Here is a 15,184-nt window from a genome sequence, read left to right on the forward strand (position 1 = left end):
CATTCCTTAAGAAAGGAGGTGAGAAAAGGTGAACCTTATCGTTAAACTGATTGGCAGTAAAAAAGAAGATAGTGGATGCTGCAAAATTGAAATTAAAGAGATTGATGCAGAATGTTGCCAAAATGATAGTGAAGAGGAAAAGTGCTGTGAAAAATGATTATGGATGTAAAAAGAAAGAAACTGCCCAGGTTAGCAGTTTCTTTCTTTTTTAAAGAAGGGACATCAACAAACCGCCGATTGCTCCTGTCACAACAATGACCCAAGGAGGCAGTTTCCAATAAACGAGCAAGCTAAATAGGATAGCTGCAAATGCAAAATCGATTGGCTTTAGAATGGTGCTTGTCCAAATTGGCTTATAGAAAGCAGATATTAAAATACCGACTACAGCTGCATTGACCCCCATTAATGCACCTTTTATCTTTGGGTTACGTCGCAGCATGTTCCAAAACGGAAGAGAACCGAGAATTAATAGGAATGCTGGTAAAAAAATCGCAAACGTTGCGAGTAATCCGCCTTTCCATCCGTTCATCACTGCTCCGATATAAGCGGCAAATGTAAACAATGGGCCAGGTACTGCCTGTGCAGCACCATAACCAGCGAGGAAAGCTTCCTCACTGATCCAACCCGTTGGCACAAATTCACGCTCTAATAATGGAAGTACAACATGACCGCCACCAAAAACTAAAGAACCTGAACGATAAAAACTATCAAAAACAGCAATCCAGCTGATGGATGTACTCTCTCTTAAGATTGGCAAGATGACAAGCAAAGCAAAAAAGATGGATAAGCAGATAGCAGCGAACGTTTTTGAAACGGGAAATTCGTATTTGGAATCATCGCTTTTGGTCTGTTCGCGATATAAAAGAAACCCTGCAATTCCTGCAACCAGTATGACACCAACTTGTGAAAAAGCGGTTTGCCAGAGCAAAGTGCCAACTAGAGCAAATAAAGCGATCGTTTTTCTTTTTAGGTCAGGTGTTAATTTTTCAGCCATTCCTAAAATAGCATGTGCTACTACCGCAACAGCTACAAGCTTCAAGCCGTGAATCCAGCTTAAGTCGGCTACATTCAAACCTTGAAGGATAAGCGCGAATAAAACAAGGGCGATAACAGAAGGGAGGGTAAAGCCAATAAAGGATACGATTCCACCTAAGACGCCTCCTCGCATAACTCCAATACCGATACCGACCTGACTGCTCGCAGGTCCGGGAAGAAATTGACAGAGAGCAACAAGGTCAGCGTAGCTTTTTTCATCCATCCATTTTCTTTTTCTAACATACTCTTCATGAAAATATCCGAGATGTGCGATAGGTCCTCCAAAAGAAGTTAAACCAAGTCTAGTAGAAACGAATAGGATTTCTAACAATGTTTTTAATCGATTATTCTTGCTATTCAATGTAATTCACCTCTTAATCTTTAATTTCTTTAAATAGTTCATAAGCTTTAGTTCGAGCTTCTGCTAGTATGAATTTGCCTTTATCTGTAGCTGAGTAATACTTTCTTATTTTCCCTTCGACCTTTTTGTCTTCTCTTACTAAAAGTCCGTCTGCCTCCATGGAGTGAAGAATGGGATAGAGAGTACCGGTACTAATGTTGTAGCCGTGTTCTCTGAGCTCTTCTAACATCCAAACGCCATAGATCGGGTGTTCGAGTGCATGATGAAGGATGTGTATTTGAATAAAGCCTAGAAACAGTTTCCTTAAAACTTTCTCTTCCATGAAATCACCACCTAAAGTTGCATTCCAATATCGAATATCTATATCGGTTTTCGAAATCACGATAACATGTCGATCTCTTCATTACAAGCCTATACAATTAAGGTTTACATAATCTTAATATTTACTGAAAATATTAGAAGGTATTTAAAATAATTCCACAATTTGTAGTTCATATTAATTTCACTATTTACCCATTTACTGGTTTTTTTTTGATACAATTATTAAAGGTACGTTTTAAAACTATTTTTTCGTGAAATGGAGTGAAGAGATTGAAAACTACATTAACGGTTGCTCATTATCTAAAAGAAAACGCTGAACTTCTAGCTAATAAGATCGTTGATGATATTATTAAAAAGTTTAGTTTTCAGGTAAGTGACGAAGATATTAATCAAGCAATAAAAGTTTATGCAGAATTTTTATCGTTTCTAAGTGAATCCATAGATTGTGAAGAAGGATCAGTGCCTGAAAAACTTTTGCAATGGAGTAGAGAAAACGGGGAAAATGCGGCAGCTAAACACAATAGGATCTCAGAGATATTAATTCGTTATCCTGACACTCGAATGGTGTTTGCAGACTTTATTTTAAATATAAGTGTAGAATTTGGTTTGTCCAAAGAAGATGTTATTTTAATTCTTAAGCGTGTGCATCATATGCTAGATTTGAGTTTAAATGAAACGGTACTTGCTTTTGAACGTAAGTCAGAGGAAATTTTGGAAAGAACAAAAAAAGAGCTTCGTGAACTTTCTACACCAGTTGTTCCGATCGAGGATGGTCTTGCTGTCTTGCCTTTGATTGGAACCATTGATTCAGACCGTACAGAACATCTTTTAAATAATGTACTTCCAAAAATTCCTGAGCTGCAAGTTGATTGTTTAATCATGGATTTCTCTGGAATCGTCAATATTGATTCTGAAGTGGCTTCTCATATCTTTAATATCTACCGTGTATTAGGCTTGCTTGGAATAGAGGTGCTTGTGACAGGTCTGCGTCCTGAGTTAGCCATAAATGCCGTTTCTGAAGGAATTAATTTCTCATCCATAAAAACATACGCAAACGTTAAACAAGCGATTCATGCGTTAAAAAAATAAAACGAGTATGCTGTGCATACTCGTTTATTTTTTATACTTTTGGGTGCCAGCATGAATGATTTGAACATCCACTTTTATGGATTCCAAGGAATTTTCTTGCAAAGCATATTTTTTAACGAGTGAAGGTGATCTCCGATAAGTAGAGCGTGTTAAATTGTATAAGTCACTGTCTATAGAAAGTCCATTTAAGTAAGTTTTTCTTATGTCCTGCTTCATCTTTTGAACGATTCTCGTTTCGAGTTCTTTACGAGGTACCACACGTAAATTCTCATCAATTGTTGCTTTTGCTTTAACTTCGACTGTGTACTTGAGCACATTTTGAACAGGCTTTTTTAGACGTATCTTATATCCGTTCATTTCCAGCTGTACAACAGTATCTCCTAATGCAACTTCAAGTTTGTTCTTTTTCCTTTCATTTGTTAACCATTCTAGTCCAAGAAGCTGTTCATCATTAAACTTTCCTTTAAATTTCATATCCCCAAGTACATAACCGCCGTTTATTGTAGGCAGCACAGGCTTATCGTTATCTTCACGCCACTTTCCTTTAACTAACTTCACATTTGGAATAATGGTTGAGCCAAATGGTTCGTTGCCGTTTCTTAACAGTACCTGCATGGTCAGTGGATTCACAGAGTGGTTTCTTTGCAACATCGCATCTGGATGAAACAGAACTTTATAGGTAGGTGCTTGTTTAAATAATGATTTTGCCTTTAATACGTCTGTAATGTCTTCTGATGTACCAAAGATCCAAGAGGTAAATCGGATTAGAGGATCATGGCCGATGTGAGAGATTACGTCACTCAGTTTTTCCTTAATTACTCTTTCACTTAAAAGAATGACTTGTACGTGTCCATAGTATAGAGGAAATTGGGAAGATTTCTCTAACTTTCTGAATGCCATCGTGAGAGTATCTCCTTCCTCTCTTCCTACCAATACGGGAGATTCTGAAGCCTGAGCACCTCCACCTTCTTGTTTAGCGATCGATGAAAAAATGGCTGATTCGGTATAAACAATATATTTTCCATCTTTGTAATCCACACCTAAAGCCTCAATATAAAGTTGCTCGTTAATGCCTCTCGATCCCCAGCACCCTGTACACAGAAGACATAGAATCGACAACATGAACAGGATCTTAATTTTCATTCCGATCACCTTGGCGAGTAGAGTCTTTTGGATATAGATAGGAGGATCTTTTCTTCATAAGATTAAAAGGCGCTTTAAGAAAGGTTTTTATCGTATCAGTAGCATTCGGTGAAGCAAAAGATCCTAGATAAGGATAATCAAAGGAACGAAGAGAACCGACCAACAAGAATATACTAAGCACGGAGATGAAGTAGCCAAACAATCCAAACGCTGCACACATAATAAGGTTAAAAATGCGAAGAAAAAGCAGATTCCCGCTCAGTGATTGATTTACGAACGTGTAACTCGCAATCATCGTAATAGCTACAACAACAAGTGTTGTAGGGGAGGTTAAACCTGCTCGGATCGCGGCATCCCCAACGATTAATCCCCCTAATACCGCTACGGTTTGACCAACGGCTCGAGGGAGTCTTGCGCCTGCTTCTTTAAACAATTCAAAGAGAACAACCATGATTATCATTTCGAGTGGCAGCGATAATGGTAATCCTGTTCGTGAGAGTGTTAAGGTTGCAAGCAAAGGGTAAGGAAGCTGATCAGGGTGAAAAGTTGTCAAGGCTACCCATAGCCCAGGTAAAGAGATAGTTGTAAACAGTCCTGTAACCCGAAGAACCCGTTCAAACGAAACCATGTAAAAACTGGCATGTGCGTCCTCTGGAGACTTCAACGTAATTGCAAGAGAAGCAGGTCCGATAAGAACTGTTGGTGAACCATCTACAATAATGACAAATCTTCCTTGAATTAAAGATTGTACTGCAAAATCAGGCCGGCCTGTATTATCAATTAACGGAAAAATGGAAAATGTAGAATCGGATAATTCTTCTTCTAATTCACTGCTTGATACGAGTGCATCTATATCTATTCTAGAAAGACGCTGTTCTACTCTCGCAACAAGATCTGGATCGATAATATCTTCAATAAAAAGTAATGAAACAGCCGTTTGGCTTCTTCTGCCGATGTTAAAAGACTTGCTGTTGAGAGAAGCGGTTTTAAGACGTTTTCGAATTAAGGCAAAATTTGTTTCTAAATCTTCTATAAAACCATCTCGTGCCCCACGTATTGAGATTTCCGTATTCGATTCTTCTGGTGTTCTCTTTGGTGTATCTGCAAGATTGATTGCATAGACGCGAGGATTCTCAGAATTTGTTAAGAGTACTTGTCCAGAGAACAAGCTTTGTTCAATCTTTCTTTTGTTTGCTGGTTCAATAGAGATCTCATGAACGACATACAGACTTTTTAGAGAAGGATAGATGGCAGTAGTATCCTCTCTAATAACGTTATTCAAAAAGGGAAGCAACCTATCCTCTAATAGCTGGACGTTGATTAGTCCTTTACAAAATAAGAGGGTATAGACTGAATTGGTTTTTTCCGCAATAAGATCGTTCTTTACCACTACGTCTGTGGAATGCCTAAACCAGTTAAGAAGTTCATTTGTCTTATTATTTTCGTTACGATGGATAAACTTCATTATGGATTCCTCATTTCTTAACTAGAACATAAAGACAGATAATCGAGATTATAGGCAACATGACATACATTTGGATGGGGAAGAAGTATTGATACAAAAAGTTAAATATCGATATATTCGGTAAGGGAGCAAGTGTATAAACAACTGCAAGTATATAAAGGGAAGCAACTAACCATACCCGGTGTTTCTTGACATCAACCAGTTTAGTAACCAAGAACATCAATAAACTCACTCGAATAAAAGCACCCGAGATCCATTGAAAGATAGATAGAAAGTCCATTCTGGTGATATCTTTACTGATCGTGAGAAGCTTCCATTGCTCAAAAGCAGGATATCTTAATTTATTTCCTTCATAAGGACCGAACTCTGCAATGGCTGCCATAGTCGGTCCTAACATAAGTCCTATTAAAACGAAGCTAACAAATATGATGTGTTTCCACTTCAGTGTTTTGTTTGTGTGATGTACAAGAAATAGAAGTGTACTTAACTCTGTTAACCCTGATAATACATATACGCCCCCTTTGAAGACAGGAGACCAGCCATTTTCGGCAATGGGCAAAAGCATGGAATAGTCTTTATGAGGAATGTTTCCAAAAGCAATAAATATGCCGAATGTTACCACGAAAGGTAAGGCAATTAAAGCGACAATGCTTAATTCCTGAAGCCCTTTATACGTCCCAAAGAAGCAGAGCAATCCTAATAAAATAGCGAGAGCGAGAGAAGGGCTGTCCATTAAATAATTTGTTTTTGTCCAAGTAATGGTATCTCGGAAAGTAATAGATGCATTTAAGAAAAAGTAAAGGATAAATACACCTGTAAGCAGATACATGGGTATAGGTCCAAGTCGCGTTTTAATATATTCTAAAAAGTTTTGGTTTCCTAACTTTTTCAAAACAGAACCAATAAGCCCTATAAAAAGAATATAAGGAAGAAGAGAAAGAAGAATACTTACCCACGCATCTCTTCCAGAGGCTGATAGAATAACGGGTATGATCAGAACATGGTTTACCAGGCCTGATGAAAGAATTAAGAGCGTATAAATATGTATAGGAGCTACACCAGGCTGAATTCTCATACGTTCCTCCATTTACTTAAATATGAGTTAGTATTGTATTAATTTGAAGGCATTATTCTGTATGGAAATTATCTATTCTCCCACGAGTTTTAAAGAGAACGCCCAGGAGAATAAACTGAGTTAAACAAAGATTTATCTTAACCACAAAAAAACTCAAACAAAAGATCAGACTTTTGTTTGAGCACTTACTTCGTTTTATCTGTTATGTAGCGTATATAACCTTCACGATGTCCCGCTTGATCGATAATTTTTCGGACATAATAGGGATCTTTTAATAAACCGTTCTGTTTATCAAGTTCAATCCACTTCTTGATCTCAGGGACTTTGCATAATTCCTGATACCATTCCTCATGTTCTAATTCAGCCCATAAATCATGGATGTCAGGCTCTTTAATCTTGAATACATGTTTTTGTATGATCTCTATAAAAAACCCAACAGTCAACAAACAAAGAAATAAAAATAGCAACATACCATACAACCTCCATGCTATTTAACATACACCAAAATGAGCACATAAAAAATAGCACGTTTTTACCGCGCTACTTTAATAGACATCAAACCAAAGAGGAGCTTTGTCGTCAGGATCTCCATTATAATTCACAAAAATTTCTTCTCCTGCTTTAATGTTTTTAATGGCATAAAAGTCTACTGTTTCTTGCTTTAAATTGTTATCAAACTTTGCATTTGGTTTATAAGAATGGTTGAACAGTGAACCGTAGCCTAAAGCAACGGCAACATGATCGTAATTCTTTCCCCAATTGAAATAATAATCTCGCAAAGCCGTTTTTTTAAGTTTTTTATATTGATCATCCGGACATACGATAACGGGTGCCTCATGAATCAGTTCACCTTTTTTAATAGAACGTGTAGCAAAGATTCCTCTGCCATAGCGAGATTTTTTTATCTCGATCAATTTCGATGTCACCACCATTCATTAACATAAGACTTACACATCATGATATGGGAGTGGATGACAAGGAGTGCAGAAAAAAAGCACACTATAGGTAGTTTAACGGGATCTCTTTTGAGGAAGAAACCAAGAATATACTAGCCAAATTGCATAGCAACTATAGCACTATAAAACGCAACGTAAGGTTTTGATAAAAAACACCATTTTTATGACCTTAATTATCACATTAATTCCACATGTTTTCGCAAATTGCCAATAACTATTGTCACGCTGCGAATGGGTATTCGAATTCACTTGTCAAAGACCTGTCATTTTTAGTTAAAAAGAACAATTTTTAAGCTATTGAGCGAAATCAGCTGTGTTGTGAGCGAAACGGAGCTCCGATTGAGCGAAACGGACCCCTGATTGAGCGAAACAGACCCCTGACTGAGCGAAAACCCCATTCGATTGAGCGAAAGTGTAATAAATAAAAGAACACGTACCGTAAAACATGATGCTGCAGCACTTTTCGGTAATCGGGTGCTAAAATTGACTAAGAATATAAGAAAAAGACCAGAGGAAAAATCTGATCCTTTTTAAAGTCAATTACTATCCATTTATCGTGCTATTTCACCTACTAAAAGGCTTGCGAATTACAATTGTCTCCCTAAAGGAGAACCCATTATTGGCAGAGTGCTATTTCTTATCGTTATGTTTTTTAATAATTTCTTTTAACTCTGACCAGTCGGTTAAACGCGGCATATCCAAGTTTTTATTATAGTTTTGGTGCCTAACGTATAGCTGAACAGGCTCATCTGTAAGCGTATTTAAAACGTTCGGCTTATCATCAAAGTAAAAATCAAGATTTAAGTCTTTTATCGTGTGGATCTTTTCTTCATCTTTCATACCGCAGAAGAATCGCCCTTCTTGTACAGGAAATCCTGCATTCTCAACCCATTTTTTTGTTTCCTCACAATGCTTTGCAGGACGTGCTGTAATGTAGTAGATTTCATGACCTTGCTTATCGAGTTCTTGAAGGACTTCGATCGCATCAGGGTAGGCAGGACAGTCTGTAAAATAGATTTCTTCCATAGAATCGATCCAAAGCTGATTGCCTTCTTTTGTGGACAGGCCAAACGGTTCATGAATCTCAAGGGTTTCTATCGTATGAAAAACATCCAAAGGAACATCTTGCTTCAATTTTTTATTGTAGATATGAAAAGCATGTTGTCGTAAGTTGATGAGTGTATCATCGATATCAAAGCCAAATCTCATTTTCATTACCTCTTATTCGTATTTAGGATAACCCGTGAACTTAAAGTCTGGTCCTATTTGTGTTACCGTCATATTCTGCAGCTGAATAGCATCGGCCATTTTTTCAATTCCTGTACCTCCGAAAAACGAAGGAGAATTTTGCCCGCCTATCAATTTAGGTGCGATATAAAAAACAGTTTTATCGACAAGTTTATTTTCTAAAAAAGCAGCATTGATGGTTCCGCCGCCTTCAATTAAGAGCGAGGAAATCAAGTTATCGCCTAAAATTTTTAAAACCTGCAAGGGATTTACACGAGCTTCGCCTGCAACGAAAACTTTTACACCAGATTCTTCAAGCTGAAGTTTCTTTTGAACGTTGTAATTTTCTGAAGTGAAAATCCATGTTTCTGCTTGATGGTCTGTTACAACTTTTGAATCCAAAGGAATGTTAAGCGTTGAGTCCATTACAACACGGATAGGGTTGCGTCCGTTAGGAATTCTAGTGGTAAGTTCAGGATCATCATGAATCACAGTGTTTACGCCAACGAGTATCGCCAGATTTTCATTTCTAAGTCTGTGGACATCTAAACGAGCTTCAGTAGACGTAATCCATTTGCTATTATTCGTATGGCTCGCGATTTTTCCATCAAGTGTAATCCCTGACTTTAACGTTACAAAAGGAATCTTCTCAACGATAAACTTATTGAAGACTTCGTTCATGCGTTCTGATTCCTCTTGCAGTACGCCTGTTTCAACTTCAATTCCAGCATCTTTTAAGATCTGCACGCCTCTACCTGAAACGAGTGGGTTAGGATCAAGTGCAGCAATAACCACTTTTTTAATCCCGGCTTCAACGATTGCTACAGCACACGGTCCTGTTCTTCCATGATGAGAACAAGGTTCAAGTGTAACATAGATTGTTCCACCTCTCGCTTTCTCACCAGCCATACGAATGGCATGAATCTCTGCATGAGGCTCCCCAGCTTTAAGGTGTGTGCCAACACCGACGATCTCATTATGATTAACAATGACAGACCCAACTAACGGGTTAGGATCTGTTTGGCCTTTCATCGCCTGAGCATTGCTTAAAGCGAGCTGCATATAAAATTCGTGACTACTCATTCGTAAATACTCCTTCGTCTAAGTGACCAGATCGGTTGATCTTCGTTTGCAAGTATTTTTCGTTGTATTCAGAAACATCACCCCAAATCGGAGCTCTTGCCGTAACGGAAAGTCCTGCATTGTGGAGCGCTTCTAATTTTTTCGGATTGTTCGTAATAAGCGTTACCGGCTTTGAACGTAGTGCTTTAAGTACTTCAATCGCATCTGCATAGTTGCGGGAATCGTCTACAAATCCAAGACTTTCATTTGCTTCTACTGTATCTTGTCCGTTTTCCTGAAGAAGATAGGCCATTGCTTTACTAAAGAGACCGATACCGCGCCCTTCGTGGTTTGCTAAATAAAAGAGAGCGCCTGTTCCATGTTCTACAATCATTTTCATGGACTGTTTAAGCTGGTAGCCACAGTCACAGCGTTTGCTGCCAAAAATATCTCCAGTGTGGCAGATTGAATGCATGCGAATGAGCGCTTCATCGCTGTATTCAAAGTCACCATAAACTAAAACGCTGGACTGCTGGTATTCAGCTAAATTTGATGAAGAGAGCTTGTCGATCACTTCCTCAAAGTTATCTGTTTGTTCGCAGCCTTCGAGCCAGCAATACCAGTTGAACACAACGGTTTCTCCATATAGATTAACAGGCAGTCTGATCGGGCCAACTAGATAGATTGCGCCTTCATCTTTTTTAATAATTTGTATTTTATCTTCAAGTATGGAAAGAACTTTTTCCTTTACGTTTTTACTTTGTATCATAATAATTCCCCTTTATAGATCTTACGTATTTTTAGGTGATTTCAGTGAATACGTATATTTTATACTAGATAATTCATTTGAAAGAAGTGTTTTGCTCTAATTGGAAAAAAAAAGAATTGAATCGTCATGTTAACGTTCAAGGTCTTGGAGGGGGTTAAGCCAAATAAACAGTTTTCGCGTGGTTTAATTTAAAATAAACCTTTTCTCCAGTTGTGCTTATGAGTTCTGCTAAGTTCCCCTTGATGCTATTAAGTATGCCTATTTTATCAGGATCTTCTCCCATATCAAACACGATTAATTTTCCTTCCCACTTCTTTAATTGTTCTTCGAATGACCGGCTAAAGGACTGCTTTTGTGGGATGGGATTATACATTGAATAGTGGGAGTTGTCCTGTTCATACACTGTTAACCATTTAAGATGTGATAAGGGGATAAAGATCTGTTTATAAACAGGGGAGTAAAATACGAAATAATCGCTTAGAACATTTACGATTGTTCCGTGGAGCGGGTTTTTTCCTACCACTCGAATCTGAGTATATAACCCGATTGCATTGCGTAACATCATTCGATAGGAAAAAAACGTATGATTTTCTTTTGCGAAAGGTAAATCAGGGGACAGGGAGTTGTCCTCAATTACAGCTTTATCGGAAAGTATGATTTTCTGAACGTGCGTAAGCGGAATGTACAAGTACTTACTTTCTCTATATAAAACCAAGATATCGTTTCCAAAATCACAAAATCGTCCTTCTAAAAGATGACCGGCTACTTTTAATTTTACATTTTTATTTAATAAATGTTTAAAGTCATTCAATATAATCTTCTCCTATTTTTATTTAGTAATGATGAGATTATCCATTTGGTAAGAAAAACAGATAAATCCAAACATACAACATAAGCAAAGTTACGATTAATGTAAGGGGGATTGTAATTAACGATAACTTTAAATAATCTTTCCATTTCACTTTCACTTTGTTTTGTTTTAAAATGTGCATCCAGATTAAGGATGCGAGTGTTCCAATCGGAAGCAATAATGAACCGATGTCACTGCCTACAATGCTAGCTAAATACATGGCTTTTAAAGTAAACGGGTCCAAGTTCATCTCTGTTAAGGCAATCGTACCAATCAATAATGCAGGGTGATTGTTAAAAAGGTTTGAAAGGACAGAGATTAATCCTCCCATAAATAAAGTAGACTCAAAAAGTCCTTTCTCAATAATGGGTTCACAAATACTTAAAAGGGTCTCAGTTAACCCTGAATTATGAAGCCCGTATATAAGAACATACATCGAAAACGCAAAGAGCAAGATGTGCCAAGGTGTTTTTCTTAAAATATCAAATGGCATTGTCCTCAAGAAATACCATCTCCAGACTAACAGCACCAAGGAACCAAAAACCGCAACAATCTCAATGGGAATGGAAAAGAAAGAAGCAACAAAAATCGAACAGCGAATGATAAAAACAAAACCAATTATTTTTAACATGAATTTTGTTCGCTGGCGTTTCGTTTCTACTGATATTGTTCCGGTAAGAGGATGGAATTTTTTTGTGAAGAAGAATTGTTCAATATCAAAACTTAAACCTGGAAGTTTTTTAGGCAGGTTTTTTTTAACGAGGACAAACATAAGGCAAGACATGAAGAGTAGGCCTAACAACGTCGGAACAAACATCATAGCTGTTTGTGTAAAAAGAGTCATATTAACAATTTTCAATCCTATTAAATTGACAAGGTTGCTGACGCCAATTGGTGTGCTAGAAGCGGTTGCGGTGAGAGCACCGGTTAATAGATATGGGAGCTGCTGGTGTGGTTTCAACCTGAAGTTTTTGAGAAGCAGAATGAGGATCGGAGTTGTAATTAATATACTTCCGTCATTGTTAAACAGAAGCGTCATTAGAAAACATAGCAGTTGGATGTACCAGTAAAGGCGATAGCCAGAACCTTTTGCTAAGCTTGCAAGTCTTGATGCGGCCCAATGAAAAAATCCAAAGCTTTCTAATATGACGGCCATTACAATCGTTGAAATGATGGTTATGGATGCCCCGCCTATTTTATGAATGATATCAAAAACGTTTTCTTGAGTGACGATTCCTGAAAGCAGGATAATCGCTGCCCCAATCGTGGCGGGCCAGACTTCATTTATACCTTTTGGTCTCCAAAATATAACTAACATAGTCATTAGGAAGACGAAAACGGAAATGATGATGTGAATAGTCATACGTTCTTCGTCCCTTTCTTTCTTTTAAAGAAAATAGTAGTGTACTTGTCCTACATCCTATGAAAATCCCCTTTAAATGACTGTATGTTAGACTAGCAAATATTAAAAAGACACGTTTGACTATGAGATTTTAATAGATGGATGACTAGAAGCATGATTTCCACTAAGTACCTGTTCAGTTCGCTCTATCCACCATGTACCCTAGAAACGTAGATAAAAAGGGGAAACTGGAGGGGAACTGTGTATAAATTTAGTCTAATTATTGCCGTGTTATTTGTTAGTGTCTGTCATTCTAGACACGTATACGGGGCTGAGCCAATTTCAGTTGGCAAGGTTTCTGCATCAAGTACTACTGCTTTCACGTCATCAAAAATGCAATCACAAGTTGTAACAAATTTGGTACGAGGTGAAGAATATCCTATCATTAAGCGAAAAGAGGCGGTAGATGGGGAGGTAATTCATACGGTTGCAACAGGGGATACGCTATATTTAGTAGCCCGGCACTATGGGGTAACTGTAAATGAAGTTAAGAAAGAAAATCGTTTGATTGGTTCGCGGCTATATGTAGGACAGCGTTTAATCATACCTCGGGATTTAGTAAGTCATCAGGTAGAGAGGGCGGATTCACTCTGGAAAATTGCAAGAGCGTATAACACTTCGATCGATCGCCTTATAAAAAATAACCAGGTAGATGCTGTTGTCCTGCAACCAGGTACCGACTTAGAAATCCCTGAAGGGTTTTATCAGCTGCAGCTATTAGACGGCAAAACCGGATGGGTTCAACAATCAGCTGTTAAACAGAGTAAACAGGATCGTTTCAATCTTGGCTGGAAGTATAATGGTAAACATGATTCGTATCAAAAACAACTCCGCATCAATGGGTTAGATGTGGTATCACCTAGGTGGTATACACTTAGTTATGAGAAATTGATCAGCTTAAATGAGGATAATCACTATGCCGTTTCTGCTGCTAAAGCAGGCAAGCAAGTATGGCCACTATTTGGGAACAGATTTGATCCAGCACTGACTGACTTCATTCTTTCTGATGCAGGAAATCGTCAGAAAGTGATCAGCAGCTTAAAGAAATCTTTAGTGCAAACGAAGAGTCAAGGAATCAATGTAGACTTTGAAAACATTGATCCTAAGAATAAGAAGGATTATGTTACGTTCATTCAGGAATTAAAAAAGGAACTTCAGCCGTATGGAATCTTTGTCTCAGTAGATGTTAGCCGTGAAAATGATGATCCATTCTGGTCAGGAAGTTTGGATCGGGCTGGCCTTGGAGAAGCAGCGGATTTTATTGTATTGATGGGTTACGATGAACATTGGGGAAGTTCTCCAAAGGCAGGGTCTGTTGCATCCCTTCCATGGACAGATGAAGGGATCAAGCTACTGCTAGAAGAAGTCCCTGGACATAAAATTTTACTTGGCGTTCCTTTTTACACGAGAGAATGGATAACTGACAATAGCGGAAAAGTCAGAAGTGTCGATAGAACCATCATTGAAACAGAGAAGCTGATCCGAGAAAAAGGGTTAACAAAAAAGTGGGATGACAGCACTTCGCAGAACTATGTAGAGTTTATGGAAAATGGCGAAAAACATCAGATTTGGGTAGAAGACGAGGATTCAATGAAGCTTCGTTATGACCTTGTAAAGAAGTATCATTTGCGCGGAACCGCAGCCTGGTATGTTGGCGGTGGACCAGAGGACATTTGGAGTGTGTTGGAATAGAGTTGGAATAGAAATCTACAGAAGAGAGCGAGTCCTATGTGAAAATGGACTAGCTCTTTTCTTGCGTTTTCATAATATTAGTAGAAAAATACAAATATAGGAACTTGAAAAATAAGGAGAGGATGAAAAGTATATGACAGAAACTTATAAGTACGCGGATTATTATAAAACGTATGTAAAGCTAGTGCCAAAAGGGGATATGGTTCAAATTCTTGAAGATCAAATGCGTGAAACAGTTGGATTGATGAGTATGTTGAGTGAAGAGAAATGCGCACATCGTTATGCAGCAGGCAAATGGAGTATAAAAGAGGTGATCGGTCACGTGGTGGATACAGAAAGAATCATGAGCTACAGATTACTTTCGATCGCGCGCGGAGATAGAGTTTCATTGCCAGGATATGATGAGAATGCATATGTGGAAGAAGCTGATTTTGATAGCCATTCGATGAAGAGATTATTAGAGCATTTTGTTGCCGTTCGCCAAGCAACGATTCAGCTGATTAACAGTTTACCTAAAGAAGCTCGATCCAAAATAGGCACAGCAAATGGCCATGAAGTTTCAGTTTCCGCACTAATGATGATTATCGCAGGGCACGAACTTCACCATCGAAACATTATATTAGAGAGATATCTTGCCAAAAATTAAACAGGTGTTTAAGAAAAAGCCGACTCTATTAGAAAAGTCGGCTTATTTTTAAGCTTTTATTTTATTGGAATGTTCAATTTGTGTTTTTAAG

General features: G+C 38.0%; 16 protein-coding genes. 4 read left to right on the plus strand and 12 right to left on the minus strand.

Annotated elements, in window-relative coordinates; all coding sequences use genetic code 11:
- The first annotated feature begins 28 nt into the window (after window positions 1-28).
- Window positions 29-157: a hypothetical protein gene (locus AWM68_RS21990; RefSeq protein WP_269446784.1), complete on the plus strand. Its 129-nt coding sequence runs from the start codon at window positions 29-31 to the stop codon at window positions 155-157.
- Window positions 158-208: 51 nt separating this feature from the next.
- On the opposite strand, the gene AWM68_RS08315 is transcribed toward AWM68_RS21990, so the two are convergent.
- Together AWM68_RS08315 and AWM68_RS08320 are read right to left on the minus strand one after the other, a co-directional pair.
- Window positions 209-1,396, minus strand: coding sequence for a chromate transporter (locus AWM68_RS08315; RefSeq protein ID WP_419865577.1), 1,188 nt, complete (start codon window positions 1,394-1,396; stop codon window positions 209-211).
- A 13-nt stretch (window positions 1,397-1,409) separates the two neighbouring features.
- A complete protein-coding gene (locus AWM68_RS08320; protein ID WP_066239798.1) occupies window positions 1,410-1,718 on the minus strand; it encodes a PadR family transcriptional regulator in 309 nt (102 codons plus the stop codon).
- A gap of 269 nt (window positions 1,719-1,987) precedes the next feature.
- Here AWM68_RS08320 and AWM68_RS08325 point away from each other — a divergent pair, with 269 nt between their 5' ends.
- A complete protein-coding gene (locus AWM68_RS08325; protein ID WP_066239800.1) occupies window positions 1,988-2,806 on the plus strand; it encodes an STAS domain-containing protein in 819 nt (272 codons plus the stop codon).
- Window positions 2,807-2,830: 24 nt separating this feature from the next.
- Here the strand turns inward: AWM68_RS08325 and AWM68_RS08330 are convergent, their stop codons facing one another.
- The 10 genes from AWM68_RS08330 to AWM68_RS08375 all read right to left on the minus strand — a co-directional run bounded on the left by AWM68_RS08330 (window position 2,831) and on the right by AWM68_RS08375 (window position 12,716).
- On the minus strand, window positions 2,831-3,949 hold the full coding sequence (locus AWM68_RS08330) for a Ger(x)C family spore germination protein (RefSeq protein WP_066239803.1): 1,119 nt from the start codon (window positions 3,947-3,949) through the stop codon (window positions 2,831-2,833).
- A complete protein-coding gene (locus AWM68_RS08335; RefSeq protein ID WP_066239805.1) occupies window positions 3,939-5,414 on the minus strand; it encodes a spore germination protein in 1,476 nt (491 codons plus the stop codon). The genes AWM68_RS08330 and AWM68_RS08335 overlap by 11 nt, the downstream gene beginning before the upstream one ends.
- A gap of 10 nt (window positions 5,415-5,424) precedes the next feature.
- Window positions 5,425-6,489 (minus strand): GerAB/ArcD/ProY family transporter, encoded by a 1,065-nt coding sequence (locus AWM68_RS08340; protein ID WP_066239808.1) that lies wholly within the window; start codon window positions 6,487-6,489, stop codon window positions 5,425-5,427.
- 185 nt (window positions 6,490-6,674) lie between these two features.
- Window positions 6,675-6,959, minus strand: coding sequence for a hypothetical protein (locus AWM68_RS08345; RefSeq protein ID WP_066239812.1), 285 nt, complete (start codon window positions 6,957-6,959; stop codon window positions 6,675-6,677).
- A 75-nt stretch (window positions 6,960-7,034) separates the two neighbouring features.
- Complete coding sequence (locus AWM68_RS08350; protein ID WP_066239816.1) at window positions 7,035-7,403, minus strand: SET domain-containing protein; 369 nt, start codon at window positions 7,401-7,403, stop codon at window positions 7,035-7,037.
- A 672-nt stretch (window positions 7,404-8,075) separates the two neighbouring features.
- Window positions 8,076-8,654, minus strand: a complete 579-nt coding sequence (locus AWM68_RS08355; RefSeq protein WP_066239820.1) for a 5' nucleotidase, NT5C type — start codon at window positions 8,652-8,654, stop codon at window positions 8,076-8,078.
- 12 nt (window positions 8,655-8,666) lie between these two features.
- Window positions 8,667-9,755: a bifunctional diaminohydroxyphosphoribosylaminopyrimidine deaminase/5-amino-6-(5-phosphoribosylamino)uracil reductase RibD gene (gene ribD / locus AWM68_RS08360; RefSeq protein ID WP_066239822.1), complete on the minus strand. Its 1,089-nt coding sequence runs from the start codon at window positions 9,753-9,755 to the stop codon at window positions 8,667-8,669.
- Window positions 9,748-10,503 carry a GTP cyclohydrolase II gene (locus AWM68_RS08365; RefSeq protein WP_066239825.1) on the minus strand — a complete coding sequence of 252 codons (756 nt, stop codon included), beginning with the start codon at window positions 10,501-10,503 and terminating at the stop codon, window positions 9,748-9,750. Before AWM68_RS08365 ends, ribD begins: the two co-directional genes overlap by 8 nt.
- 154 nt (window positions 10,504-10,657) lie before the next feature.
- Entirely contained in the window at window positions 10,658-11,314 is a 657-nt protein-coding gene (locus tag AWM68_RS08370; protein ID WP_066239829.1) for a hypothetical protein, read from the minus strand.
- Window positions 11,315-11,351: 37 nt separating this feature from the next.
- Window positions 11,352-12,716 (minus strand): arsenic transporter, encoded by a 1,365-nt coding sequence (locus AWM68_RS08375; protein WP_066239832.1) that lies wholly within the window; start codon window positions 12,714-12,716, stop codon window positions 11,352-11,354.
- 240 nt (window positions 12,717-12,956) lie between these two features.
- On the opposite strand from AWM68_RS08375, the gene AWM68_RS08380 reads away from it, so the two are divergent.
- On the plus strand, window positions 12,957-14,447 hold the full coding sequence (locus AWM68_RS08380; RefSeq protein ID WP_066239836.1) for a glycosyl hydrolase family 18 protein: 1,491 nt from the start codon (window positions 12,957-12,959) through the stop codon (window positions 14,445-14,447).
- Between the two features lie 133 nt (window positions 14,448-14,580).
- Complete coding sequence (locus tag AWM68_RS08385; RefSeq protein WP_066239839.1) at window positions 14,581-15,093, plus strand: DinB family protein; 513 nt, start codon at window positions 14,581-14,583, stop codon at window positions 15,091-15,093.
- Window positions 15,094-15,184: the final 91 nt, after the last annotated feature.

Source organism: Fictibacillus phosphorivorans (assembly GCF_001619875.1).
Lineage (GTDB): Bacteria > Bacillota > Bacilli > Bacillales > Fictibacillaceae > Fictibacillus > Fictibacillus phosphorivorans_B.

Coding starts and splice junctions, on each gene's coding strand:
- AWM68_RS08320 (WP_066239798.1), bottom strand. CDS start 1,718: ATGGAAGAGAAAGTTTTAAGGAAACTGTTTCTAGGCTTTATTCAAATA.
- AWM68_RS08330 (WP_066239803.1), bottom strand. CDS start 3,949: ATGAAAATTAAGATCCTGTTCATGTTGTCGATTCTATGTCTTCTGTGT.
- AWM68_RS08335 (WP_066239805.1), bottom strand. CDS start 5,414: ATGAAGTTTATCCATCGTAACGAAAATAATAAGACAAATGAACTTCTT.
- AWM68_RS08340 (WP_066239808.1), bottom strand. CDS start 6,489: ATGAGAATTCAGCCTGGTGTAGCTCCTATACATATTTATACGCTCTTA.
- AWM68_RS08345 (WP_066239812.1), bottom strand. CDS start 6,959: ATGTTGCTATTTTTATTTCTTTGTTTGTTGACTGTTGGGTTTTTTATA.
- AWM68_RS08355 (WP_066239820.1), bottom strand. CDS start 8,654: ATGAGATTTGGCTTTGATATCGATGATACACTCATCAACTTACGACAA.
- ribD (WP_066239822.1), bottom strand. CDS start 9,755: ATGAGTAGTCACGAATTTTATATGCAGCTCGCTTTAAGCAATGCTCAG.
- AWM68_RS08365 (WP_066239825.1), bottom strand. CDS start 10,503: ATGATACAAAGTAAAAACGTAAAGGAAAAAGTTCTTTCCATACTTGAA.
- AWM68_RS08375 (WP_066239832.1), bottom strand. CDS start 12,716: ATGACTATTCACATCATCATTTCCGTTTTCGTCTTCCTAATGACTATG.
- AWM68_RS08385 (WP_066239839.1), top strand. CDS start 14,581: ATGACAGAAACTTATAAGTACGCGGATTATTATAAAACGTATGTAAAG.